24 protein-coding genes and 3 tRNA genes are annotated in these 23,522 nt (G+C 70.9%); 6 read left to right on the top strand and 21 right to left on the bottom strand.

The window, feature by feature from the left end:
- Positions 1 to 385 precede the first annotated feature (385 nt).
- From MUY22_RS14240 to MUY22_RS14220, 5 genes are all read right to left on the bottom strand, one after another.
- Positions 386 to 459 (bottom strand) — tRNA-Phe (locus MUY22_RS14240).
- Positions 460 to 490: 31 nt separating this feature from the next.
- A tRNA-Asp gene (locus tag MUY22_RS14235) sits at positions 491 to 564 on the bottom strand.
- A gap of 37 nt (positions 565 to 601) precedes the next feature.
- Positions 602 to 674 (bottom strand) — tRNA-Glu (locus MUY22_RS14230).
- 101 nt (positions 675 to 775) lie between these two features.
- Positions 776 to 1,570, bottom strand: coding sequence for a hypothetical protein (locus MUY22_RS14225; RefSeq protein ID WP_247060134.1), 795 nt, complete (start codon positions 1,568 to 1,570; stop codon positions 776 to 778).
- A 163-nt stretch (positions 1,571 to 1,733) separates the two neighbouring features.
- Complete coding sequence (locus tag MUY22_RS14220; protein WP_247060133.1) at positions 1,734 to 1,988, bottom strand: hypothetical protein; 255 nt, start codon at positions 1,986 to 1,988, stop codon at positions 1,734 to 1,736.
- A 614-nt stretch (positions 1,989 to 2,602) separates the two neighbouring features.
- Between MUY22_RS14220 and MUY22_RS14215 the strand changes: the two genes are divergently transcribed.
- Complete coding sequence (locus MUY22_RS14215) at positions 2,603 to 3,040, top strand: hypothetical protein (RefSeq protein ID WP_247060132.1); 438 nt, start codon at positions 2,603 to 2,605, stop codon at positions 3,038 to 3,040.
- Between the two features lie 179 nt (positions 3,041 to 3,219).
- On the opposite strand, the gene MUY22_RS14210 is transcribed toward MUY22_RS14215, so the two are convergent.
- Positions 3,220 to 3,423, bottom strand: coding sequence for a cold-shock protein (locus tag MUY22_RS14210; protein ID WP_003097368.1), 204 nt, complete (start codon positions 3,421 to 3,423; stop codon positions 3,220 to 3,222).
- A 469-nt stretch (positions 3,424 to 3,892) separates the two neighbouring features.
- Between MUY22_RS14210 and MUY22_RS14205 the strand changes: the two genes are divergently transcribed.
- From MUY22_RS14205 to MUY22_RS14190, 4 genes are all read left to right on the top strand, one after another.
- Positions 3,893 to 5,092 carry an Ig-like domain-containing protein gene (locus MUY22_RS14205; protein WP_247060131.1) on the top strand — a complete coding sequence of 400 codons (1,200 nt, stop codon included), beginning with the start codon at positions 3,893 to 3,895 and terminating at the stop codon, positions 5,090 to 5,092.
- Between the two features lie 173 nt (positions 5,093 to 5,265).
- Positions 5,266 to 5,559, top strand: a complete 294-nt coding sequence (locus tag MUY22_RS14200) for a hypothetical protein (RefSeq protein ID WP_247060130.1) — start codon at positions 5,266 to 5,268, stop codon at positions 5,557 to 5,559.
- Positions 5,560 to 5,563: 4 nt separating this feature from the next.
- Positions 5,564 to 6,115: a SigE family RNA polymerase sigma factor gene (locus MUY22_RS14195; RefSeq protein ID WP_247060129.1), complete on the top strand. Its 552-nt coding sequence runs from the start codon at positions 5,564 to 5,566 to the stop codon at positions 6,113 to 6,115.
- Complete coding sequence (locus tag MUY22_RS14190) at positions 6,112 to 6,606, top strand: hypothetical protein (protein ID WP_247060128.1); 495 nt, start codon at positions 6,112 to 6,114, stop codon at positions 6,604 to 6,606. Before MUY22_RS14195 ends, MUY22_RS14190 begins: the two co-directional genes overlap by 4 nt.
- A gap of 69 nt (positions 6,607 to 6,675) precedes the next feature.
- On the opposite strand, the gene MUY22_RS14185 is transcribed toward MUY22_RS14190, so the two are convergent.
- Entirely contained in the window at positions 6,676 to 8,052 is a 1,377-nt protein-coding gene (locus MUY22_RS14185; RefSeq protein ID WP_371827614.1) for an MFS transporter, read from the bottom strand.
- A gap of 201 nt (positions 8,053 to 8,253) precedes the next feature.
- Here MUY22_RS14185 and MUY22_RS14180 point away from each other — a divergent pair, with 201 nt between their 5' ends.
- On the top strand, positions 8,254 to 8,841 hold the full coding sequence (locus tag MUY22_RS14180; RefSeq protein ID WP_247060127.1) for a PaaI family thioesterase: 588 nt from the start codon (positions 8,254 to 8,256) through the stop codon (positions 8,839 to 8,841).
- Here MUY22_RS14180 and MUY22_RS14175 read toward each other — a convergent pair whose 3' ends face one another.
- The 14 genes from MUY22_RS14175 to MUY22_RS14110 form a co-directional block, all read right to left on the bottom strand.
- Positions 8,842 to 11,565 (bottom strand): serine/threonine-protein kinase, encoded by a 2,724-nt coding sequence (locus MUY22_RS14175; RefSeq protein WP_247060126.1) that lies wholly within the window; start codon positions 11,563 to 11,565, stop codon positions 8,842 to 8,844.
- A gap of 55 nt (positions 11,566 to 11,620) precedes the next feature.
- On the bottom strand, positions 11,621 to 12,592 hold the full coding sequence (locus MUY22_RS14170) for a glutamate ABC transporter substrate-binding protein (protein ID WP_247060125.1): 972 nt from the start codon (positions 12,590 to 12,592) through the stop codon (positions 11,621 to 11,623).
- A complete protein-coding gene (locus MUY22_RS14165; protein ID WP_247060124.1) occupies positions 12,589 to 14,019 on the bottom strand; it encodes a hypothetical protein in 1,431 nt (476 codons plus the stop codon). The genes MUY22_RS14170 and MUY22_RS14165 overlap by 4 nt, the downstream gene beginning before the upstream one ends.
- 95 nt (positions 14,020 to 14,114) lie before the next feature.
- On the bottom strand, positions 14,115 to 14,753 hold the full coding sequence (locus MUY22_RS14160) for a response regulator transcription factor (protein ID WP_247060123.1): 639 nt from the start codon (positions 14,751 to 14,753) through the stop codon (positions 14,115 to 14,117).
- Positions 14,750 to 15,871 (bottom strand): sensor histidine kinase, encoded by a 1,122-nt coding sequence (locus MUY22_RS14155; RefSeq protein ID WP_371827613.1) that lies wholly within the window; start codon positions 15,869 to 15,871, stop codon positions 14,750 to 14,752. Before MUY22_RS14155 ends, MUY22_RS14160 begins: the two co-directional genes overlap by 4 nt.
- A gap of 9 nt (positions 15,872 to 15,880) precedes the next feature.
- On the bottom strand, positions 15,881 to 16,060 hold the full coding sequence (locus MUY22_RS14150; RefSeq protein ID WP_247060119.1) for a hypothetical protein: 180 nt from the start codon (positions 16,058 to 16,060) through the stop codon (positions 15,881 to 15,883).
- 66 nt (positions 16,061 to 16,126) lie between these two features.
- The gene (locus tag MUY22_RS14145) at positions 16,127 to 17,395 is read right to left on the bottom strand and encodes a GAF domain-containing protein (protein WP_247060118.1); all 1,269 of its coding nucleotides are present in this window, start codon (positions 17,393 to 17,395) and stop codon (positions 16,127 to 16,129) included.
- A gap of 111 nt (positions 17,396 to 17,506) precedes the next feature.
- On the bottom strand, positions 17,507 to 18,505 hold the full coding sequence (locus MUY22_RS14140; RefSeq protein WP_247060117.1) for an alpha-ketoacid dehydrogenase subunit beta: 999 nt from the start codon (positions 18,503 to 18,505) through the stop codon (positions 17,507 to 17,509).
- A 5-nt stretch (positions 18,506 to 18,510) separates the two neighbouring features.
- Positions 18,511 to 19,380 carry a thiamine pyrophosphate-dependent dehydrogenase E1 component subunit alpha gene (locus MUY22_RS14135; RefSeq protein WP_247060116.1) on the bottom strand — a complete coding sequence of 290 codons (870 nt, stop codon included), beginning with the start codon at positions 19,378 to 19,380 and terminating at the stop codon, positions 18,511 to 18,513.
- A 16-nt stretch (positions 19,381 to 19,396) separates the two neighbouring features.
- Positions 19,397 to 20,410, bottom strand: coding sequence for an ATP-NAD kinase family protein (locus tag MUY22_RS14130; protein WP_247060115.1), 1,014 nt, complete (start codon positions 20,408 to 20,410; stop codon positions 19,397 to 19,399).
- 284 nt (positions 20,411 to 20,694) lie between these two features.
- Positions 20,695 to 20,919 (bottom strand): heavy-metal-associated domain-containing protein, encoded by a 225-nt coding sequence (locus tag MUY22_RS14125; RefSeq protein ID WP_247060114.1) that lies wholly within the window; start codon positions 20,917 to 20,919, stop codon positions 20,695 to 20,697.
- 64 nt (positions 20,920 to 20,983) lie between these two features.
- Positions 20,984 to 21,187, bottom strand: coding sequence for a cold-shock protein (locus tag MUY22_RS14120; RefSeq protein WP_247060113.1), 204 nt, complete (start codon positions 21,185 to 21,187; stop codon positions 20,984 to 20,986).
- 204 nt (positions 21,188 to 21,391) lie between these two features.
- Positions 21,392 to 21,562: a hypothetical protein gene (locus tag MUY22_RS14115; RefSeq protein WP_247060111.1), complete on the bottom strand. Its 171-nt coding sequence runs from the start codon at positions 21,560 to 21,562 to the stop codon at positions 21,392 to 21,394.
- Positions 21,563 to 21,776: 214 nt separating this feature from the next.
- Complete coding sequence (locus MUY22_RS14110) at positions 21,777 to 23,435, bottom strand: thiamine pyrophosphate-dependent enzyme (protein WP_247063879.1); 1,659 nt, start codon at positions 23,433 to 23,435, stop codon at positions 21,777 to 21,779.
- Positions 23,436 to 23,522: the final 87 nt, after the last annotated feature.

Raw genomic sequence — 23,522 nt, 5'->3', positions numbered from 1 at the left:
CCGCTGGCATGGCTCGCGTACGTTGTCATGATCGACTGCCGATGCTTGTGTTCGCGACCCTCAATGCTCAACTGCCTCTTGGCTCTCGTTGGTCACGGGTCCGAGGTCGGCCCGGGTCCACCGGTTGTCATCGATCCGGCCAAGTTGACTTCAGCTCTCAGCCGGATCCGTCAGGATTGGCGCGAAGGCTTGCCTTGGCGGTGGACGGGAGAAGCCGGAGCTGGTCAGCACCAAGACGCCGTGTGCACCCCGGGCTTGCCGACGGTACGAGCCCACCGGGGGGGACCCGGCAGTCAAGCCGGAACTGAGACGGAAACTGAGACGGGCCAACAACGAAACAGCCCCCACCAGTGTCGGTGGGGGCTGTTTCTACTGCTCAGAGCGGTGGCCAGGGCCGGGGTCGAACCGGCGACCTTCCGCTTTTCAGGCGGACGCTCGTACCAACTGAGCTACCTGGCCGGGAACGCCGGCCTGGAGCCGAACGATCTTGCGACCCTGACGGGACTCGAACCCGCGACCTTCGCCGTGACAGGGCGACGCGCTAACCAACTGCGCCACAGGGCCTTGCGTACTGCTTTCGTTCCTTTACTACTGTACTGCGTACTCCCAACGGGATTCGAACCCGCGTTGCCGCCTTGAAAGGGCGGAGTCCTAGGCCGCTGGACGATGGGAGCCCGATCAGTTTCGGCTAACCGACCGACCGCGCTCTCAGGTTGTCCCCCGGGAGCGATTACAAGCATAGGGCACGCCACCACCCCTTTGCACCGGGGGTTCCTTAACCCCTCGGCAAAGCCGGGACCTGCGCAAACTCCGCCAGCTCCGCCAGGTGACGGCCGAACTCGGCGCGCTCGGGCTCCGTCAGTGCCGATGTCAGCAGCTCACCGACGCGCTCGTCGGTCAACGCCTCCGCTCGGTGCCAGCGATCACGCAGGTCCGGCTTGCGCGCCGCGGACGCCACGAGCTCGTCGGCCGCCTCCGCGGGCCACGCCGTGCGCAGCAGGCGCTCGCGGCCGCCCTCGGGGTCGGCCACCACCGCTTCCGGCACCGACAGGCCCACCGCCCGCAGTGCCGCGAAGTGCAGGCCGCCACGCAGTTCGCGGAAGACCATCAAGGCGAAGCCCAGCCGCTCCGCGTCGCCCTCCGGGCGCGAGGCGTTCTTCCAGCCGGCGAAGAGGGCGAGGCCGCTCGCGTCCGCCGTGTCGACCACGCGGAACAACAGCTCCGCCAGGCGACCCGGCTCCGGTGCGGCCGAAAGGCTGACGCGGGACCAGCGCGCCGATGACTCCGCGTAGGCGCGGACCGCGGCGGGTGCGTCCAGGGCCGCCGTCGCCGGCGGCAGGACGAAGTCGAACAGCCAGTGCGGGAAGATGCCGAACAGCTCCGCGGCCACCTTCGGCGGGACGTCGCCGAGCACCGCCGAGCGGCCTCGCACGTACAGCGAGCGCGGCAGCAGGCCCACCTCGGCTTCGACCGCCGCCAGCTCCGGCGACGTCATGAACCTGCCGCCCAGCACCTGCACCACCGGGCGGATCCGGTTCGCCAACCCGGCCGCTTCCTCGATCGCCAGCATGTCCGGCCCCTTTCGACGCGGCAAACGTAACACTGTTACGAAACTAGCGTCAAGGAACCTGCGAAGACCTGGGAATCATTGCCCGAAACGGGCGGCAACCTGCACGAACATCACCGGAAAGGCCCGGCGGCGACCACCCGGGCCGCCGGACCCGCCGACCACCTCACCGCTGGACCGGCGCCTGCCCGTCTTCATCCAGGTTCAAGCCGAGCATCTCCAGCAGCTGGACGCAGTCGTCGACCCCCAGCGCACCGTTCGCCACGGCCAGCCGCGCCCGCCGGACCTGGTCGTCCGACACCCGCTGCGTATCAGCGGCACCACTGCGCTGCGCCGGCAAACCCCCGGCGAGCGCGGCACCACCCCCATCGGCACCTTCGTACCGAAGGAGGAACTCCCGCACTTCGACAGACCCGCTCATAGCCCCTCCACACGGCTCACAACAACTTGGCCGCGAGGCTAACCAGCGCCGGGCGCCACACACAGCCCCCCGGAGAGTGAACCTGAGGCCACGCTCCGCTCAACGCAGCGCAATCAGCACGACCGGAGAACAACACCACCCGAACGAACGTCACCCCAGCGCAAAGTGACACCCCACGCGGAAATTTCCCGCTGCGCACTCGCCCAACCACGCAACTCGTGCAACAATCGAGGTGCTGACACACCCCCGGTCAGCGCCTGTGGAGATCCCCTCCGACCCCCGCGTTCCTCCCCCTGGCGCGGGGGTCCTCCATTTCTCGGGGGCTTCGGGCTTCGCCCTTCGCTCCCCGATCATTTCGGCGTATTGCCCGGGGGGCCGAGCCCCCCGGACCCCCCACGGTGCGGCCGCCGGACTTCCAGCGTTTCCCGGTCACCGTTGCCATCTTTTTGCGTTGTTTCTTTGGGTGATCGACTCGTACTGTTAGTGACTGGTTGCTTTGTGTTTAGTTTGCTTTGGGCTATTTGGGTGGGGGTTGGGCTGATCGGGTAAAGAAAGGGGCGTGTTGTGGCTCACAGTGGTTTGTGTGGTGAGACCCAACCGTTATCGTGTGGCTCGTGCCCCTTCCCTCACTCGGCCGCTTAGGCAGCCGCACGAACCTCAAGGCAGTGTCCTCCGGGCGTCACCGCGGTGCCGCCAAGACCGCCGACGACGGTGTTGTCGAGGACAAGGAACTCACGAGCTACCTGGCCGCCCTGGCGCCTGATGCGGACAATGAGAGCACCGGGACCGGCAAGCGCTTCGGTGAGGCGCAGGTGTTCCAGCTGCGCATGAGCCTCATCGCCAGCAAGCAGCTCACCGACGTCGCCGAGGCCCGCGGCATCTCGCCCCAGGCCCTCGCTCAGGAGTGGATCCTCGAGCGGCTCAACTGGGAGGGGCAGGCCGCCTCCCTCCAGGACCAGCGGCAGGTCGGGGCCGAAGAGGTCACCGACCTCACCGACGAGTTCCACTTCCCCGCCGACGCGTTCGACGCGCCGGCCGCCGGACGGCGCTGACCAGCCCCGCGACTCATGAGAAAGGGCCCCCGGCGGAAGCCGGGGGCCCTTCACTCAGGCCTTGAGAGACGCAAAGGGCCTGCGAGACTTGTTCAGCCGTCGCCCGCCGCAAGGGCGTGCGCACGAACCAGCGGGTCTGTGTGCGGGGCGCGGTGGGCTGACCGGAACAAGCCTCGGTCTCAGATCGCGCGGACCTTCTGGGCCTGCGGGCCCTTCTGGCCCTGGCCGACCTCGAACTCCACTCGCTGGTTCTCCTCGAGGGTGCGGAAGCCGCGGCCCTCGATCTCCGAGTAGTGCACGAACACGTCGCCTTCTCCGCCGTCCTGCGCGATGAAGCCGAAGCCCTTCTCCGCGTTGAACCACTTCACAGTGCCTTGCGCCACCGCTGTTCTCCTCGTTGCACAATCCGCTTCGAATGCCACCGAAGCGGCACCCCGGCCGTCCCGGGCGGTTCCAACGAGTCGAGTCAAGAGCGTGTCGGCTCCATGGCTCGCGTCAGAAGTTCCGCGAGTGTGAAGCCACGAACACGCAAAACGACGGCCTCCGAGCAGAGTACCGGGATCTGGCCAAAGTTGAACCCCGTGATCGAGGCGAAAAACGCCTGCACGGGCCAAGGTCACCGGAACGTCGTAGGGCTCCGCACCCGGTTCTGTCGGACCCACCGGTTAGTCTTGCGCGGCACATCGGCTCCGTGATCACCGGATACGGCTCGGAGTCGACCGTGCCCCCTCTGTATAAGCCTCTCCGGGCGACTGTGACGCTCGTCACTCGAACACCGCTCAACGTTCGAGGTCCGCGAGGCGTCTCGTAAGAGGGGAAGCACCAAAGGGGCAAAGGGGATTGGCAGTGACGGTGAGGACTTCCACGCGGCGCCGGGGCGCGGCTGTGGTACTGGGCTTGGTCGCCGTGCTGGCGCTGGGGGCGTGCAGCAGTGAACCCACGGTGTCGGCGAGCGGGACGTCGGGCGGGGGCCCGACACCGGCGCCGGCGCCCGCCGCGCAGCCCGCGAAGCTGGCGGTGACACCGGCCGCGGGCGCGCAGGACGTCGCCCCCGGCGAGCCGGTCGGCGTCAAGGTCGACAGCGGCACGATCCTGTCGGTCACGCTGACCAACCCGGACGGCAAGCAGGTCCAGGGGCAGACGTCGGCGGACAAGAAGACCTGGAACACCACCGAGCAGCTCGGCTACGGCAAGACCTACACCTGGTCCGGTCAGGCCGCGGGCGCCGACGGCAAGAACGTGCCCATCGGCGGCACGTTCACCACCGTCAAGCCGAAGCGGCAGACGCAGGCCAGCCTGAACGTCGGTGACGGCCAGACGTACGGCATCGCGATGCCGATCGCCCTGAGCTTCCCGAGCCGCGTCACCGACAAGGCCTCCGTCGAGAAGGCGCTTTCCGTCGAGACGACCCCGAAGACCGAGGGCTCCTGGGCCTGGCTGGACGGCGACACCTCGGTGCACTGGCGGCCGAAGGAGTACTTCAAGCCCAACACTCAGGTGAAGGTCAACGCCAAGATCTACGGCGTCAAGATCGGCGAAGGCGTGTACGGCAAGCAGGACGTGTCGGCCAGCTTCGCGATCGGGCGCTCGCAGATCGTCAAGGGCAACACCACGCAGCACACCATGCAGGTCATCCGGGACGGCCAGCAGATCGCGGACTACCCGGTGAGCTACGGCCTCGACTCCGACCCGGGCCGCGTCACCCACAGCGGCACGCACGTCGTGATGGGCAAGCAGTCCACCTACGCGATGAGCAACCCGAAGTACCACTACGAGAACGTCGTGGTGCCGTGGGCGGTCCGGATCTCCAACAACGGCGAGTTCATCCACGGCCTGGCCGCGTCGGTCTGGGCCCAGGGCAAGAAGAACATCTCGCACGGCTGCCTGAACCTGTCGCCCGCGCGCGCCAAGGAGTACTACGACGGCGTGCTCACCGGCGACCCGGTCGAGATCACCGGCAGCACCCAGACGCTGACCGCCAAGGACGGCGACTACAGCGACTGGACCTACGACTGGGCGAGCTGGCAGAAGCTGTCGGCGCTCGCCGGCTGAGAAAGACCTTCGAGGAACACCGGGCGGCCGGGAAGTCCAGTGCGGACTTCCCGGCCGTTCGTGCTTTCCGCGAAACCCGGGAAATCCGATGCAACCCCGGCGAGCACTCGCCGCATGACTACGGGCAGAGGCGCGGCGATCGACAGCCGCGTCCGCGAGAATGAGGAGCTGTCTTGCGTATCCGCATCGCCCTGTCCCTCGGCGCGCTCGTGCTCGCCGGTGGCGCCCTGACCGGTGGCGTCGCCATGGCCCAGTCGCAGCCGACCGCGCCGCCCCAGGCGACGACCCAGCCGCAGGCGCCCACCCAGGCCCCGCCGCAGGCCACCACCCGCAAGCCCGTGTCGGCGCCGAGCGCCGTCCCGGCGACGAGGGCCCCGCGCGCCGAGCAGGCCCCGCGCGTCCCCCGCGCCGTCCCGGCCGGCCCGACCGGTGATCTGCACCTGCCGGCCATCGGGGTGACCCGGTAGTCAGGTGATCACCCGCTCCCGTCCGTCGACCGGGCCGGGCTCGCCGTGGGACGGCGAGTTCGCCCGGTACTTCGGCGAGCGCGCGCACAGCCTCCGGTCCACGGCGTACCTGCTCTGCGGTGACTGGCACCAAGCCGAAGACCTCACGCAGGCGGCCCTGATCAAGCTGTACCTCGCCTGGCCGAGGCTGTCGCGCCACGACACCCTGGACGCCTACGCCCGCAAGGTCGTGCTGCGCACGTTCCTCGCCGAGCACCGGCGCAGCAGGTGGAAACGGGAGCGGCTCACCGACACCCTGCCGGAGCTCCCGGCGGAAGCCGGGAGCGAGCAGGACACGCTGGTCCGGCAGGCTTTGGCCGTGCTGGCCCCCAAGCAACGCGCCGTGCTGGTGCTGCGGTACTTCGAGGACCTGAGCGTCGAGGAGACGGCGAAGGCGCTCGGCTGCAGCACCGGCACGGTGAAGAGCCAGGCCTCCCGGGGCCTGGCCACCCTGCGCAACCGGCTCGGCCCGCACTACACCGCGCTGACGTTCAGCGCACCCACGGAGGGGAGGTGACGAACGTGGACCCCGAAGACGACGTCCGCGTGATCCTGACCGGCGCGACCGGTGACACGCCGCCGATGCGGCTGGAGGCCGCCGACGTGATCGAACGCGGCGGCCGGATCCGGCAGCGGCGCAAGCGGCTGGCGGTCGTGGGCACTTCGACCGCGACGGCGGTGATCCTCGCGGTGGCCGGTTTCCTGGCCGGCCACCGCCTCGGGCCGCCGGACCCGGTGCAGCCCGCCGACCCCGGCCTGTCCACGATCGGCACCACCGCTCCCCCGTCGCCGCTGCCGATGCCGTCCCAGGAGGAGGTGCCGGCGACGTCGATCGAGCCGCCGGCGGCCCAGCCGGGCCGCTCGGTGCCGAGCACGCAGCGGCCGTCGAGCCCGCCGGTCGCCGCGACCACCCGGAAGTCGAGGCAGCCCTCGTCGGTCTCGCTGCCGCCGCCGTCCGCGAACCCGACCCAGACGGCGCCGGAAGCACCGCGGACGACGTCTCACTGACCCCACGACGCACGTGTGCCCCGCCCGGTGATCCGGACGGGGCACACGTATTTCGAGGCGCGGGACCGCTCAACGCTGAGCGGACGCGCCGGTCAGGGACTTGCCGCCCCCGCTGTCCTCGGTGTCGATCTGCTCGATCGGCACCTGCGACGTCTCCGGGATCTTGATGATCGGGATGATCGCGATCAGGGCCGCCGCCATCAGGTAGTACGCCGGCCAGTCCGGGTTGCCGGTGCTCTGGATCAACGCCGTCACGATGACACCGCAGGTACCACCGAACAGCGACGTCGAGATGTTGTAGCCGATCGCGAACGAGCCGTACCGGACGCGGGTCGGGAACATCGCCGGGAACGTCGAGCCGATCACCGCGAGCATCAGCACCAGCAGGATCGCCACGATCAGGAACCCGACGAACAGCCACAGGATGCTGCCGGACTGCATCAGCTTGAGCGACGGCCAGCTCAGCACCAGGAACCCGATGGCCGCGGTGAGCAGCAGCGGCTTCCGGCCGATCTTGTCGGACAGCGCGCCGAGCGGCACGATGATCGCCATCTGCAGGACCTCGACCGCGATGATGATCAGCGTCGACGTGTTGTCGTTGATCTTCAGCGTTTCCGTGAAGTACGTCGGCATCGTGGTCAGCAGCAGGTAGTCCGCGACGTTCAGCAGCAGCACGATGCCGATCAGGTTGAGGATCATCCGCCAGTTGCGGGTGAAGATCTCCTTGAGCGGCGCCTTGCGCGGCTTCTCGCCCGAGGCCTCCAGCCGGCGGAACTCGGGGGTGTCCTCGAGCTTGTTCCGCAGGTAGAGCCCGACCAGGCCCAGCGGCAGCGCGACGAAGAACGGGATCCGCCAGCCCCAGGCGTCGACCTGGTCGGCCGACAGCGAGAGCGTCACGGCGAGCACCACGAGGTTGCCGAGCACGTACCCGGCGAGCGTCCCCAGTTCGAGGAAGCTGCCGAAGAAGCCCCGGCGTTTCGTCGGCGAGTACTCGGCGATGAACGTCGCCGCGCCGCCGTACTCACCGCCGGTGGAGAAGCCCTGGATGATGCGCAGGAGCAGGATCGCGATCGGGGCCGCGATGCCCATGCTGTAGCCGCCGGAGTACGTCGGCAGGACGCCCACCAGGAACGTGCAGCCCGACATCAGCAGGATCGTGATGGCCAGGACCTTCTGGCGGCCGATCTTGTCCCCGAGCGGGCCGAAGAACGCCCCGCCGAACGGCCGCACGATGAACCCGACCGCCAGCAGCGCCAGCGACTTGAGCACGGCGTTGCCGTCGCCGGGGAAGAACTCCGAGCCGATGCTGACGGCGATCGCGCCCGAGGTGAAGACGCCGTAGTCGTACCACTCGGTGGCGTTGCCCATCGCGGACGCCCACACGGCGCGCTTGACGGTTCTCTCGTCCACTTCCGGTTTGCCCGTCGTAGCTGCTGGTTCGCTCATGCCGGCGACGACCTCCTCCGTAGCGTGCCCGTTGGGCCGTTCGAGCTCATCAAGCCAGTCTCGACCGGTTGCCGCAGGTCGGCAGTCTGAGCCCGGGAATCTCTACAGTGGGGAACTTTCCGGCTACTGAGAGGTGTACGTTGCCGGGTCACGTCGCGGGCCGGACGAAGCGGACGACTACCCGCGAGTTAACGTCAGCGCATGAGCCGTGTTTCTCAACCCTGGCCGCCGGTACCGGTGGAGCCGGCGGTCCCGCACCCGAAGGCGCCGGAACCCGGCACCGAGCTGGGCGTGCACTTCGGCGAGTGCTTCGGCTGCGGTGACGAGGCCGACGCCGGGCTGCACCTGCGCTCGACCGTCGGTGAAGGCCAGGTCGTGCACTCGCGGTTCACCGTCACCGCGGCCCACCAGGGCGCGCCCGGGCTCGCCCACGGCGGCCTCCTGGCCTGCGCGTTCGACGAGGCGCTCGGCTCGACGGTGGGCAACTTGATGCGCCGCCCGGCGGTCACCGGGAAGCTGGAGACGGACTTCCGCCGTCCGGTGCCGGTCGGCTCGACGCTGTTCATCACCGCGCACCTCGACGGCATCGCCGGCCGCAAGATCTACGTCAGCGCGGACGGCCGCCTCGACGCCGAGGACGGCCCGATCGCGGTGAGCGCCCGCGCGCTGTTCATCGTGGTGGGCTTCGACCACTTCGCCAACCACGGCGACCCGCAGGCGCTGGAGAAGCTGGCCGCCCAGCACGAGAAGAACCAGCGCGAACGCGGCGACTGGGAGATCAACCCCTGATCAGGTGAGGGTGCGGGGGCGGATGGCGTTCGCCTTGTCCACCAGCTCCACGCGCTGCTCGACCGTTGCCGCCAGGCGGGCCAGGGCCCGGTAGCAGCGCTCCAGGCCGAAGCGCAGCTCACGCTCCTCCAGCGGGCAGCCCAGCACCCGCGCTCCCGGCGTCGGCGGGCCCTGGCGAGGGCCGCGAAGCCACTCGTACGCGGCTTCGAGCACTCCCGCCGACAGGCTCGTGCGGCGCTCGGCGTCCAGGCGGAGGCGCTCCAGCCGGGCCGACGCGTCGAGCAGGTCGTGCTCGGCGACCAGGGCTTCCTTGCCCGCCGCCCGGGTCGCGGTCGTCTTGATTTTGATCGCCGCGACCTGCGCGTCGACGTAGTGCGTCGACGACGACGGCACCATCTCGAGCACCTCGACCGCGCTGGTCCGCGCGCCCTGCGCGAGGTACACCCGCGCCAGGCCGAACGCGGCGCTGACGTAGCTGCGGTCCGTGCGCCAGACCAGCTCGTAGAAGCGCGCGGCCGCGAAGTAGTCGCCGACGCCTTCGGCGCTGACGCCCAGCGCCAGCTTCGGCGCGATCTCGCCCGGCAGGTCGTCGTACACGGCTTCGAACGCGACGTGCGCGACGCGCGAGCGGCCGCCCGCCAGCTCGATCAGGCCGCGGTACCAGTCGATCCGCCAGTCGTGCGGGAAACCGTTCTTGATGGCCAGGTACTGCGCCGCCTGCAGCTGCCGCTGCGCCTCGGACAGCTCGCCCAGCTCGATCCGGGCGCGGACGATCCGCAGCCGCACCTCGATCGACTCCCGGGGCGCGCCGGCCAGCGCTTCGATCGCGCCACGCGGCTCGAGCGACGTCGTCGTGGCGAGCACGCCCGCCGCCGGGTCGTCCGTGTCGACCTGCGGGATCGGCAGGCCGGCGACGACCTCGGCCGCGCCGGGCAGCGGCACGCTCCCGCCGGCCTCCTGCACCACCAGCTGCACGCCGAACGTGCGGCTCTCCGGGCCGAACACCGTGGACGCGCCGGGCCGCGGCTTGCCGGTGCCGAGCGCCATGATCTCGCGCAGCACGCCGGTGAGCTGGTCGGCCATCTCCTCGGCGGAGAGGAACCGCCGGTCCGGGTCGGCGTGCGTCGCGCGCTTCAGGAACCGGTGGTACGAACCGAACAACGCGAACAGCGGGACCGCGTCCGACCCGGGCAGCGTCGTCTTGAACTTGCTGGTGTAGCCGGTGAACTCGAAGCTCAGCACGGCGAGCGTGCGCCCGACGGTGAACAGGTCCGACGCGATCGACGCGCCCTGCGTCGCCAGTTCCGGTGCGCTGTAACCGGTCGTGAAGAACAGCGGGCTCTCGTAGTCGTCGAGCCGCCGGACCGCGCCCAGGTCGATCAGCTTCAGCTGCTCGTTGGTCTGGATCACATTGTCCGGCTTGAGGTCGCAGTACAGCAGGCCCTGGCTGTGCAGGTAACCCATGGCGGGCAGGATCTCCAGCCCGTACGCCAGCACCTGGCCGATCGGCAGCGGCTCCGGGCGCCGGCTTTCCCGGTGGTGCGCCAGCGCGAGCTGCCGCAGCGACTGGCCGCCGATGTACTCCATCACGATGTAGCCGACGGTCGTGCCGCTCTGGCGGTCCGGGTGCTGCACGAAGTTGTGGATCTTGACGATGTTCGGGTGCTCGACCTCGGCCAGGAAGCGCTGTTCGTTGGCCGCGGCCGCCATCGCCGTCGCGTCGCCGGTGTCGATCAGTCCTTTGAGGACGACCCAGCGGTCGGACACGTTGTGGTCCTGCGCCAGGTAGATCCAGCCCAGGCCGCCGTACGCGATCGCGCCGAGGACCTCGTACTGCCCACCGACCAGCTCGTTCGGCTGCAGCTTCGGCACGAACGAGAACGACGTGCCGCAGTTCTCGCACTTTCCTTCCGCCGCACCGGGCTTCCCGCCGCTGGTGCCGCGGCCGACCTTCGCGCTGCAGCTGCCGCAGAAGCGCTTTTCCTCCGACACCATCGGGTTCGTCAGCACCGCGGACGCCGGGTCGCGCGCCGGGACCGGCGGGACCTCGACCAGGCCGGCGCCGAGCCGGCCGCGGCGCGAGCGGGACGTCCGCGACGACGTCCGCCGCGAAGTGCCGGGGAACGGTCCGGAGCCGGAAACCGCGGCGCTGCCACTGCCACTGCCGGTTCCGGTGCCCGTGCCCGTTCCGGTGCCCGTGTGCCGGCCGTCGCTGCTGCGCTCGGGCAGCACGCTCTCGGTGCCCGGGTCCGGCAGCGCGCCCGGCCCGGGCTCCGGCCGCGGGGCCGGCGGCATGATGCTCTGGGTCTCCGGGGTGGGCACCGCGAGCACGCTCGTCGGCTGCGGCGCGTTCGGATCCACCCGGACGGCCTGCGTCGGCTCCACCGACGGCGCGACCGGCGCGACCGGCGGCGTGCCGGGCGGCGGGGTCACCGGGCTCATCCGGCCCGGCGGCCGGGTCGGGTCGTCCGCGCCCGGGATCTGCCCGCGCACGAAGGAGGAGGACTGGCCGCGCGGCGGCGTCGGCGCTGCCGGCGGACGCCGGACCGGCGCGTGGAAGACGGTGCGCTCGGCGGCGGGCGGTTCGGTGTCGTCGAGGCGGCCGGAGATCGACGGCTCCGGCGTCTCCCACCGCACCGGTGGCGGCGGCTGCCAGCTCGGCGTGGCCACCTGCGGCTCGTCGTCCGGCGCGGCGTGCCGAGGACGGCGCGGCTCCTCAGACACTGCTACCTCCCAGATCCCCGACGACGTACGAGGACCGATCCTAGCCGCGAGCGGCTCACTGGTACTGCGGCGACGGCGGCGACGCCGGCCCCAGCGAGGGCTCCACCCATTTGCGGTAGCTGTCCTGCCAAGCGCCGCTGTTGCGGATGTTGTCGAGCACGGCGTTGACGTACTTGACCATGTCCGTGTTGTCCTTCGGCACGCCGATGCCGTAGTCCTCTTCGGTGAACTGGTCGCCCACGACCTGCAACGTCGGGTCCTGCGCGGCCATCCCGGCGAGGATGGTGTCGTCGGTCGAGACGGCTTCGACCTGGCCCTGCTGGAGCATCACCAGGCAGTCCGACCAGTTGTCCACCGAGACCGGCACCGGCTTCGCGGGGTCCGTCGCGATCTTCGCCAGCGACGTCGACTTCTTCGTCGCGCACACCCGCTTGCCGCTCAAGTCGGCCAGCTTGGTCACCTTCGACTCCTTGGTGACGAGGATCCGCTGACCGGCTTTGTAGTACACCGAGGAGAACTGCACCTTCGCCTTGCGCGCGCAGGTGATGCTGTAGGTCCGGACCACGATGTCGACCTGGCCCTGCGTCAGGACGTCTTCGCGCTGCGACGACGGGATCGCGCGGAACTGCACGCGCCCTTCCGGCGCGCCGAAGATCGCCCGGGCGATCTCGTTGACCATGTCGATGTCGAAGCCCTCGATGTTGCCCGTGGTGGGGTTGCGGAACCCGAACAGGTACGTCGTCTGGTCGACGCCGGCGATCAGCTTCCCGCGTTCCTTGATCTTCGCCATGGTCGAGCCGTCGGGAATCGACGTCCCGCTCGGCGCGAGGCTGGCCTGCGGGTTGCAGCTGGTGTCGGTGCCGCCGCCGGCCGTCGAGTCCGGGCCGCCGACGTGCGCGGGCTGCGGCCAGGCCGCGTTGCTCACCGGCGCCGGGTCGACCGGTTTCCCGGGGCTCCCGCAGGCCGCCGTCAGCACCGCGACGACCGCCAGCGCGCCGATCCGGACCGTGTAACCCCGCCTGCTCACCGGTACTCCCTCAGTCGCTCCCGGATTCCCATGGTGGCCCCCGCCGCGGCGACGATCGCCAGCACGGCCAGGCCCGGCGCGAGGAGCGTCAGCGCGCTGTCGCCGCCGTGGGTGCTGTCGAGGAACTCCTGCCGCCCGACGTCGATCGCGTCCTGGAGGGCGTCGTCGAGCCGCCGGAACGCCGGGGCCGAGCCGTCGGTCTTGTCCTCCAGCACGGCGAAGTCGACGGCTTCCTGGTACTGCCCGGAGTCGTCCTGGGACCGGACCGTCTTGTGCGCCTTGAACCAGTCGTTCGCCGCCTTCGTCGCGTCGACGACCTTCGCGGCGCCGTCGCCGTCGGAAATCAGGCTGCGGGCCTCGCCGAGCAGGCCGCCCTGGCCATCGGCCCCGGCAAGCTGAACGGCGTTGGTGCCGAAGTCCTTTTCGTACGCCGCGCCGTCACCGCGGGCGACCAGCGTCAGCGTCTCGTCCGCGCGGGCCTGCAGCGCGGCGATCCGCGCGCGCACGAGGACGTCGACGCGGTGCGAGCCGTCGTCCTGCCCGGCGCCGACCAGACTGCCCTGCACGACCAGCGCGACCGCGCCCCACAGCAGCGACAGCACGACCGCGACCGTCGCGACGACGAGCCCGACGTTGAGCAGCCGGTTCGTCCGCCGCGTCAGGTAGATCTGGGCGACGACGAGCGCGGCGAGCAGCGCGACCACCAGGATCGTGGCGAGCCACGGGAAGCCGGTGGCGCTGTCCTGCTCTTCGATCAGCTTCTCGGTGTCGACGCGGTAGAGGTCCTGGGCGGCGGGCAGGATCTTCGCCCGCATCAGCTCGGACGCCTCGCGCAGGTAGGACGCGCCGACCGGGTAGCCGAGCCGGTTGTTCGAGCGGGCCGTCTCGACCAGGCCGGTGTAGACGGGCAGCTGCTGGTTCAGGACGTCGACCGGGCCGGCGGCGTCGGCGACGTCACCGGAGTCCGAAGCGGCCTTCGCGAGCGCGGCGCCGGCCTCGGCGATGTCACGCTCGTAGCGCTGGCGGAGTTCGGGCGGCTCGGTGCCGATGGAGAGGAACGCGCTCGCCGCGGTCGCGTCCGCGTCGGACAGCGAGCGGTAGACCTGCTGCGACGCGGCGGCGAGGGGTTCGCGGTGGTCGATGACGCCGGTGATCGTGTCGTCGCGGTTCTGCACCGACAGCGTCGCGACGAGCCCGGCGACCAGGGCCAGCAGCACCAGCCCGACGGCGATGACGGTGAGCCGGCCGGGGGTGGTCGCGGCGGATCGGATGACCGCGCGTATCCCCTGGCCAGGCAGGTCCAGCAGGCCCAGGAAACCGCTGCGGCCCCCGGCCCGGTCGCGGCCTTCCGGCGGCGGCTTCGGCTTCGGCGGCGCGGGTCCGGACGCGGGCGCCGGGGGACCCGGCGCCGTCGCAGTGCTGGTCATCCCCGATTCCTCCCCATGAGCCTTACCCGCAGAAAGGTAGCCGAGTCGCCGCACGCGCAGCCACCGGCACCGCCCGCTGTCATCAGCACGTGATCTCAGAGTCGGTGAGCGAGCGCATAGCGGACGGCTTCCGCGCGGTGGCGGGCGCCGATCTTCGCGAAGGCGTTGTTGATGTGGGTTTTGACGGTCGCTTCGCCGATGAACAGCTCGCCCGCGATCTCCGCGTTGGTCAGGCCCCGCGCGATCAGCCCGAGGACTTCGGCTTCGCGGGCGGTCAGGCCGTCCGGCAGCTCGGCTTTGGCGCGCGACGCGGGCCGGCCGTCGAGCGCGGCGACGAGCCGGTCGGAGACCGCGGCGGTGAAGATCGCCTGCCCGGCGGCCGCGGAGCGCAGCGCGGCGGCGATCTCGGTGCGGCCGGCGTCCTTGGTCAGGTAACCGCGGGCCCCGGCGCGCAACGCGTCCGCGATCGACGTGTCGTCGGCGTAGGTCGTCAGCACGACGACGGCGGTGCCGGGGTGGTCGCGCCGGATCAGCCGGGTCGCGGCGACGCCGTCCAGCTCCGGCATCCGCAGGTCCATCAGCACGACGTCGGCGGGGTGCGTGACCAGCGCTTCGACGGCTTCGCGGCCGTTGCCCGCCGAGGCCACGACCGTGATGTCGTCGAGCAGGCCGAGCAGCGCGACCAGGCCTTCGCGGACGGCTTGCTGGTCGTCCGCCACGACCACCCTGATCAACTCCGCACCTCCGCGAGCACGCGCCACCGGCCGGCTTCCGGGCCCGACGCCAGGGTGCCACCGGCGAGCGCGAGCCGCTCGCGCATCCCGGCCAACCCGAAACCTTCACCTGTTCGAGTGAAGTCGCTCGTTGTGTTGACGACGTCCAGCCGCACGACACCGGGTTCGTACGTCAACCGCATCCGGACGTCCGCACCCGGCGCGTGCTTGCCCGCGTTCGTCAGCGCTTCGCGCGCGGTGCCGACCAGCGCGACGACGGCCGCCGACGGCAACGGCCGGGACGCGCCGTCGGCGGCGAAAGCCACGGAAACCCCGTGGTCACGGGCGTGCGCGGCCGCCACCGCGGCGAGCGCGTCGGCCAGCGGCAGGACGTCCCGGCGGAGCGCGGCGACGGCGTCGCGGGCCTCGGCCAGGCCGTCGTTGGCCAGGCGCCGGGACCGCCGGACGGCCGCGAGCGCACCGTCCACATCGGACTTCTCGGCCAGCAGCACCTCGGCCAGTTCGAGCTGGACACCCAGCGCCCCCAGCGAATGCGCGAGGACGTCGTGCAGCTCGCGCGCGATCCGGGTGCGCTCGTCGAGCGCGGCGGCGCGGGAGTGCTCGGCCTGCGCGAGCCGCGTCTGCTCCAGCAGCGCTTCCGCCTGTTTCGCCTGCACTTCGTACTGCCGCCGGTTGAGCCCGAGCAGCACGAGCAGGAGCATCACGCCCAGGTCGACGAGCCCGAGGCTCCGCCCGGCGACGGCGTACGACGTCACCGCCAGCACGACGTCGGCCACGCCGACGGCGACGATCGCGGCGACACCCACCGTGACCAGCGTCGCGAGCCGGCCCAGCGCCACGACGGACAGGACGATCGCGGACGAGTCCCCGGACCATCCGAGCACGGCCGCCGGCACCGCACTGGCCACCGCGAGCAGCACCGCCGCCGTCCGCGGCAGCCGGTACGCCACGACGACGAACCCGAGCCAGCACGCGGCCGAGACGCCGTAACAGGCCCAGATCCGCGCGTCCGGCTCGCGCGCGGTCAGCAGCGTCGCCGCGATGAAGAGCGTGCCGAGTGCCTGCACCACCAGCCACGACGGCGCGATGGTGTCCGGCAGCAAGGGCCGCTTCGGCAACACTCCCCCTTACTTGTGGGACAAACTGGTGATCAGCTCGACGAGGATCAGCCGGTAGGCGATGAACGCCACCAGCACGACGACGCCGATCACGGCCAGTGCGAGCACGGTCTTCCCGGTCATCTTTCCCCCACGGTTGTGTTCCGTCGCCTTGGCGATGGCCAGGCGGATGAGATCCGACTTGTTCATGGCGCTGACGCTACGAACGAACCGGGGTGGACCGGGACCGTCGGCGGGTGGAGCCGGGGGTGGAGTTCAGCCGCGGATGGCCGGGGCGAGCGAGTGCGGCAGCACGGCCTCGGCGTTGTCCGGCCGCCGGACCAGCACCTCGACGTCGTCGGCGAAGCGGTAGGGCTTCGCGCCGAGGATGCCGCCGAAGTGCCGGCGCAACCGGGACATCTCGGCGCGGACGGTGACCGTGCGGCCGGCGTCGCCGAACAGGTCCAGCGACAGCTCGGACGCCGAGCGGCCGTCGCGGCGGCTGGCCAGCACGTACAGCATCTCGGCGTGCCGCGGGCTGAGCCGGTGCGTCCAGGTCCCGGCGCCGCCCGAGACGGTCAGCTCGGGCTCGCGCGCCGACCGGACGTCCAGGACGACGCGGGTGGCCGGGGCGGTCTCGGCGTCGGACTCGGTGAGCCGGATCAGCCAGCCGCCCGGCACCGGTTCGACCGCGACGGTGCCGTACGCGGGGAGCCACGCCCGGCCCGGCGCGAGGCCCGCCGGCAGGGCGATCCGGTCGACCGGCGCGAGCCCGGCGGCCGCGGCGACCCAGCCGTGCTCGTCGGCCACGACGGCCGGCTCGCCGACCTTCGCGAGCACCGGGACGGCGAAGCCGCGAAGCCGTTCCAGCTCGGTGAGGTGGGTGGTGCGCAGCTGCGTCTCCGCTAGCCGCGTCACGGCGTCGACCAGCGCCAACGTCGACGCGTGGACGGTCGGGGCCGGGCCGGAGAGGTCGACGACGCCGAGCAGCCGGCCGTCGCGAGGGTCGTGCAGCGGCGCGGCGGCGCACGTCCAGAAGTGCTGGGACCGGACGTAGTGCTCGGCGGAATACACCTGCATCGCGCGGCGCGCGACCAGTGCGGTGCCGATCGCGTTGGTGCCGACGGCCTCTTCCCGCCAGTCGGCGCCTTCGACGAACCCGAGCCGGTCGGCGTGGCGGCTGACCGCGGTGCTGCCGTCGCGCCAGAGCACCGCGCCGTCCGCGTCGACGATGACCATGATGTGCGCGGCCTGCTCGGCGAGGCTGATCAGGCCGCCTCGCAGCGTCGGCATGGCCTGGACCAGGCCACTCGTGCGGCGACGGGCTTCGAGCTGCTCGAACGTCAGCACGGGCGCGGCGGCCCGGCCCTCCGGGTCGACGCCGAGCTTGCGCATCCGTTGCCAGGACGCGTGGATCACCGGCCGCAGCCGCGAGGGCAGCGCCCGGCCGGCCACCGCCGCTTCGTGCACCTGGGCGAGGGCGCGTGCGTGCTGCCGGGGGTCGGCCCCGGCCGGCAACGCTGCCTCGAGGTCCCGTTGACCCAACCGCCGCTCCTCGCGCTCGACCGGCCCCAGTGTGCCGTTTCGATCCCGTGATCGGTAGGTGGGGACGATCTCGCCCTTCAGGTCTTGCCCTCGGCGGCCCCGGTCTCCCGGCTACCCCACGCCTCCGCCGTCGCGTCCATTGTGGACGGCAGGCGAGCTGCGGCGGTACTCCACAACCGCCTTCGCGGCGTTGAGGACCTTCTGCGCGTCCGGGATGTAGAGGTCTTCGAGGGCGTCGGAGAACGGCACCGGCGTGTGCGGCGGCGTCACCATCTCGATCGGCGCCCGCAGCGCGCCGAACGCCTCCTTCGCGACCAGCGCGGAGATGTCCGTCGCGAGGTTGCAGCGCGGCGAGGCCTCGTCGACGACGACCAGCCGGCCGGTCTTCCGGACGCTCGCCAGGATCGTTCCGGTGTCGAGCGGGCTGGTGGTGCGCGGGTCGATGACCTCGGCCTCGACGCCGGTCGCGGCCAGCTCGCCCGCGGCCTGCCGGGCCATCGCGACCATCCGGCCGATCGCCACGATCGTCACGTCGCCGCCTTCGCGGACGACGTCCGCCTGGCCGAACGGGATCGTGTAGCTGTCCTCCGGCACCTCGCCGCTGGTCTCGTAGAGCGCCCGGTGTTCGCAGAAGACGACCGGGTCGTCGTCCCGGATCGACCGGATGAGCAGGCCTTTCGCCTCGTACGGGCTCGACGGCACGACGACCTTGAGGCCGGGGATGTGCGTGAAGATCGGGTACAGGCACTGGGAGTGCTGGGCCGCGGCCCGCAGCCCGGCGCCGTACACCGTGCGGATCACCACCGGCGTCCGCGCGTTGCCGCCGAACATGTACCGGAACTTCGCCGCCTGGTTGAAGATCTGGTCGATGCCGGCGCCCATGAAGTCGATGGACACCAGCTCCGCGACCGGCCGCTGCCCGCGCGTCGCGGCACCGATGGCCGCACCGACGAACGCCGACTCGGAGGCCGGCGTGTCCAGGACACGCCCCGGGAAGAGCCCCTGGACGGCACCGGGGGCGCCACCGAGCACGATGACCGACTCGTCGCGGGCCATCTCCTGCGCGAGTGCCTCGTCGATCGCCTCGCGGTAGCTGATCGTGCGGGCCACGGCGGTCAGTACGACGCGTAGACGTCGGTTTCGAGGTCCGCCCGGGTCGGTTTGGGCGCGGCCTTCGCCTCGGCGACGGCGTCTTCGACGAGCTTCGCGACTTCGGCGTCGATGTCGTCCAGGACGGTTCCGGGCAGCTCACCGCTCTCGGTGACGCGGGCGCGGAACCACGCGAGGCAGTCGAGTCCCCGCTGGTAGCGGGTGAACTTGACCTCGATCAGCGTCGGGCCGCCGCCTTCGCGGGCACGCTCGATCGCCTCGCCGGCGGCTTCGTGCACGGCGAAGAAGTCGAAGCCGTCCACGATCACGCCCGGCACACCGAAGCCGGCGGCCCGGTCGGCGATGTTGTCCGACGCGACGGACCAGCTGCTCGACGTCGCCTCGGCGTACCCGTTGTTCTCCGCGACGAAGATCGCCGGCAGGTTCCAGGCCGCCGCAAGGCTCAGCGCCTCCAGCGTCGTCCCCTGGCTGCTTTCACTGAAGAAGGCCACTCCGACACCGCCGGTGTCCTGCTGTTTCGCGGCGAGCGCGGTGCCGCAGATGAGGGGCGGGCCGGCGCCGAGCACGCCCTTCGAGAGGTCGGCGATGTGCGTCGAACCGCCTTTGCCGTGGCAGGAGCCGGTCCGGCGGCCGTAGATCTCGGCCATCATGCCCTTGACGTCGACGCCCTTGGCGATGCTGTGCCCGCGGTGGCTGCCGGCGATCGCGTCGCGGTCCCCGAGGTGGGCGCAGACCCCGGCGACCGAGGCCTCCTCACCGGCGTGGAGCTGCATGGCCCCGGGGATCTCGCCGGTCGCGAACTCCGCGCGCACCCGCTCTTCGAAGGCCCGGATGGTGCGCATCGTGCGATACGCCGCCCGCAGGGTGTCCGTCATCGTCGGAGCTCCTTCGCTAGTTCGGTTCGCTGCGCAACAGCCCTTTTCGTGCCGCTTCGGCCATCGCGGCCCGGACGTCGACGCACCACGGCCCGTCCGGCTTGAGCTCGACGAACGCGCTCTCCCCGAGCTTCAGTTCGAGTTCGCGCTCGCCGTCGAGCGCGATCACCCCACCCGCCGCGGCCAGCTCGACCCGCATGCCCGGCTGCAGGACGCCCCAGCCCCGCACTCCGACCGGCCGCACCAGCCCCGGCGCGATCGGCGCGTGCACGACGTACGGCGTCTCCCCGACCGGCCCGAGCTGCAGCGCGACGCCGTCCGGGCTCGAGCGCGGGCTCGGGCAGAGCTGGCCGGCCACGCTGGAGAGGCCGATGCCGTCGGGTTCGGCGAAGGTGCAGTACAGCTCGGTGAGCGACGCCGGATCCCACAGCGCCCGCGCGCCGATGTGCCTGCTCAGGGACACGCAGACGTCGACGAGCGCGATCTCGCGGCGGGCCTTGGTGACGACTTCGAGCACGCTGACCCGGTGCGTGACCAGGTCGGGGTCGATCTGCCCGGTGGCGATCAGCCCGGCGGCGAGCCCGGCGACGGTCGCCTCCCGCGTCTGCGGGAAGGCGTTGTTGGTCCCGGTCGAGAGGGCGAGCAGCGGGACGTCTTCGCAGGCCGCGGCCGCGACGCGCGCGGTCCCGTCACCCCCGAGCACGACGATGACCCCGGCGCCGGCCTCGACCATCCGGCGCACGGCGTTGCTGGTGTCCTTCGCGGTGCCGCTGAGCGGATCCTCGTCGAGGAAGTCGACGTGCGGCCAGGTCCCACCCCGCCCGAGAGCCCGCAGCACCGCGGCGGAGATGCCGCCGAGATCGGTCGAGACCATGGCCCGATCGACCCCGGCCACGGCGAACGCGGCCAGCAGCCGCTGGACCATGTTCGCCTTCTCCGCGGTGGGGAACACGGAAGCCTGCGCGACCAGCCGGCGGATGTCCCGCCCCGACGCCGGGTTCGCGACGATCCCCGCCACCGACTCGCCCAACCTGACCTCCCGATTCCCGCGTCGGGTACCAGGAGACTCCTTCAGGTGTGCCGGAGGGAAGGGTTGCAGGGCGTTGCATGTTGCGGGCTGCGTGTAACAAGGCACGGCGAAGATCACAAAGTGGGCCGCGGGCCCGGGCGTGGCGGGGCGTGCCGCCGTCCTCAGGCTCGACAGATCAGTGGATGCGGCCGATCAGCCCAACGGACGCCTGAAGTGAGCAGTGTGGACAGTCCAACCTGGAGCCACACCGCCGGAGAAGAACCAACCGGCCCGCGGCGTCGTGCTCACGACACCAGGCTGGCCACACCGACGTAGGTGAAACCCGCTTCTCCGACCGCGGTCCGGACGTCGTCCTCCACCAGCGCGGCGTCGGCGCGCACCACGACCCGGCCGGTCGGGACGTCGACGTCCACTTCGGTCACTCCGGGCAGAGCGGTGATTTCCTCGGTGACCGACTGCGCGCAGTGCCCGCAGCTCATCCCGGAGACGGTGTACCCGTGCTCGATCATGGGGCGGAGCATACGAAAAGGGCCGCCACCCCGAACGGGTGACGGCCCTTTCCCAAGATCAAAGTCAGATCAGGTTGACCGACGTGGCCTGCGGGCCCTTCTGGCCCTGGCCGATCTCGAACTCGACGCGAGCGTTCTCTTCAAGGGTCTTGAAGCCGTTACCCTGGATCTCGCTGTAGTGAACGAAGACGTCGCCGCCACCGTTGTCGGGGGTGATGAAGCCGAACCCCTTCTCGGAGTTGAACCACTTCACAGTGCCCTGAGTCATAAAAAAGTCTCCATGTGTAACACAAAACAGGAAGCCACTTCGGCAACCCGGGTCAGTACCCGGACGGTTTGCTTCCTCGGCGAGGAGACACTACGCCCGCGGAATTCTGCGAGCGTGAGCTAACACGAACACAAAAATCGACCATCTGAAGTAAAGCACAGGTTGACCTGCGCGGACAACCCGTCTTCACCCGGGAGAGGTGAGCTATTCGCCACTCGCCGGGCGCAGGCCCTCGGCCGAGAACGGCGAACGCCAAGCCGTCTCGTGCTCGGCGACGACGACCGCGTCGTCGTGCGCCTCCGCGCTGGCGCTGAACAGCACCGGTACGACGCCGGACTTCCGCGCTGCTTCGGTCGCGTGCTGCTGATCGGCCACGTCGAAACTCCCCTCGTTCCCTGCCCGCTGCAATGCGGGTCATGACCGTGATGGTGCCATGCGGCACCGACAGAAACCGGTTGTCTCCCGCCGGGACCCGGCCGGGAAGGTTCAGCGGCGAACCACCACCGGAACACCGCCAGATTACCTCAGCCAACGGCCTGCTACCACTGAACATTCCCGGCGTTTCCCGGAATGAAACAGTCCGAAACCGTTACTGGGCGGGAGGTTGCGGGCGCGCTTGACCCAGGAGCGCCGACAACCGCACGTCGGGCGTCACCACATCGGGGTCCGTCCGCACGTCGATGACGCACGGACGCTGCCGCACCAGCGCGCTGGCGATGATCGGCTCGAGCTCCTCACGATCGTCCACCGTGTACCCGGCCGCGCCCAGTCCACGCGCCCACGAAGCGAAGTCCGTCAACGGGATCGACACCCCGGACAACCGGCCGTGGGTACGGGCCTGGTGCATGGCGAGCCCGCCGTGCAGGCCGTTCTGGAACACCACCACCATCACCGGCGCCCGGTAGCGGACGGCCGTCTCGATCTCCTGGCCGGTCATCAGGGTCCCGGCGTCCCCCACCATGGCTACCACGGTCCGCCGCGGTTCGGCCAGTTTCGCCGCCACGGCCGCCGGCACGGCGTAGCCCATCGCGGCGTTGGACGGCCCGAGCTGGCTGCGCGGCGCCGTGAAGCACCAGTACCGGTGCATGAACTGGGCGAAGTTGCCCGCGTCGCTGGTCACGATGGTGTCTTCCGGCGCCAGTTTACGCAGGGCCCGCACGACGTCCACTGGGTGGACGCGGGTGTTGCCGCTGGTGTCGGGCGGGGTCATGAAGGTGTGCACCGCGGCGTTGGCCGCCGAGGCCCGCCGCGTCCGGGGTGACGCCACGGCCCGCAGCTCCCGCAGGAACGGCTCGACCTCGGAGTCCACCCGGAACGTCAGCCCGCGCCGCCGCATGCTGACCTCGATGCCGGTGCCGACCATGACCAGCGTCTGCTGGGCCGTCGGGTAGCGGTAGGCCTGCGTCGTCACCTCGTCGAGCTGGGTGCCGAGCGCGAGCACCAAGTCAGCACGTTCCAAGGCGTCGAGCTGCCGGGCCGGGATGCCGAGCCCGAGGTGCCCGGCGTAACGCGCGTGGTTCTCGGGGAAGGCGTCCTGGCGCCGGAAGGCGTTGTAGACGGGCAGCGCGAGCTCGTCGGCGACCGCGATCAGCTCGTCGCGCGCCGACCGCGCCCGCCCGCCGACGATGACGACCGGGTACTTCGCCTCGTCCACCAGCTGCGCCACGGCGTCCGCCGAACGGCCCAGCGTGCCGGACGCCGGCGGCCGCACCCGCGCCATCGGCTTCGCCGCGTCGTAGGGCATGCCCCAGATGTCGCAGGGCACACCGAGCACGACCGGCCCCGGCCGCCCCTCCTGCGACGTCGTCAGCGCGTGCGCCAGCAGGCTGGGCAGGCTGTCCGGGTCGGTCACGCTCAGGGTCGACTTGGCGATCGACTCGAACATCGCCGTCAGGTCCGATGTCGGCAGCTCACCGGAGCTCCACACCGTCGGGTCGGTGGCCGGCGTCTCCAGCAGCACGACCATCGGCGTCTCGTCCTGGTAAGCCGTCTGGACACCGATCGCCAGGCTCGCCGCGCTCGGCCCCCGGCTCGCGAGGAGCACGGCGGGCCGTTCGGTGAGCTTGCCCTCCGCCTCCGCCATGAACGCCGCGCCGGCGTCGTGACGCGCCGAGACGAGCGTGATCTCCCGCTCGCGTTGCAGCGCGTCGAGCAGTTCCAGGAAGGACTCACCGACCACCGCGTAGACACGGCGGACACGCGCCTCGGTCAGGATCCGTACGGCCGTCTGGGCGACGGTCGCTCCCAGTTGGTATCTAATGAGGAGAGCTTATGCGGGCACCGTTCAGTGCAGTCAAGTGATCTTCGCCGAAACCCGGCAAGGTTGGACCTGAAT

It is taken from the genome of Amycolatopsis sp. WQ 127309, assembly GCF_023023025.1.
In the GTDB taxonomy this organism is placed as follows: Bacteria; Actinomycetota; Actinomycetes; order Mycobacteriales; family Pseudonocardiaceae; genus Amycolatopsis.
Note: the sequence above shows the minus strand (reverse complement) of the source record. Positions and strands in the feature narration are given on the sequence as shown.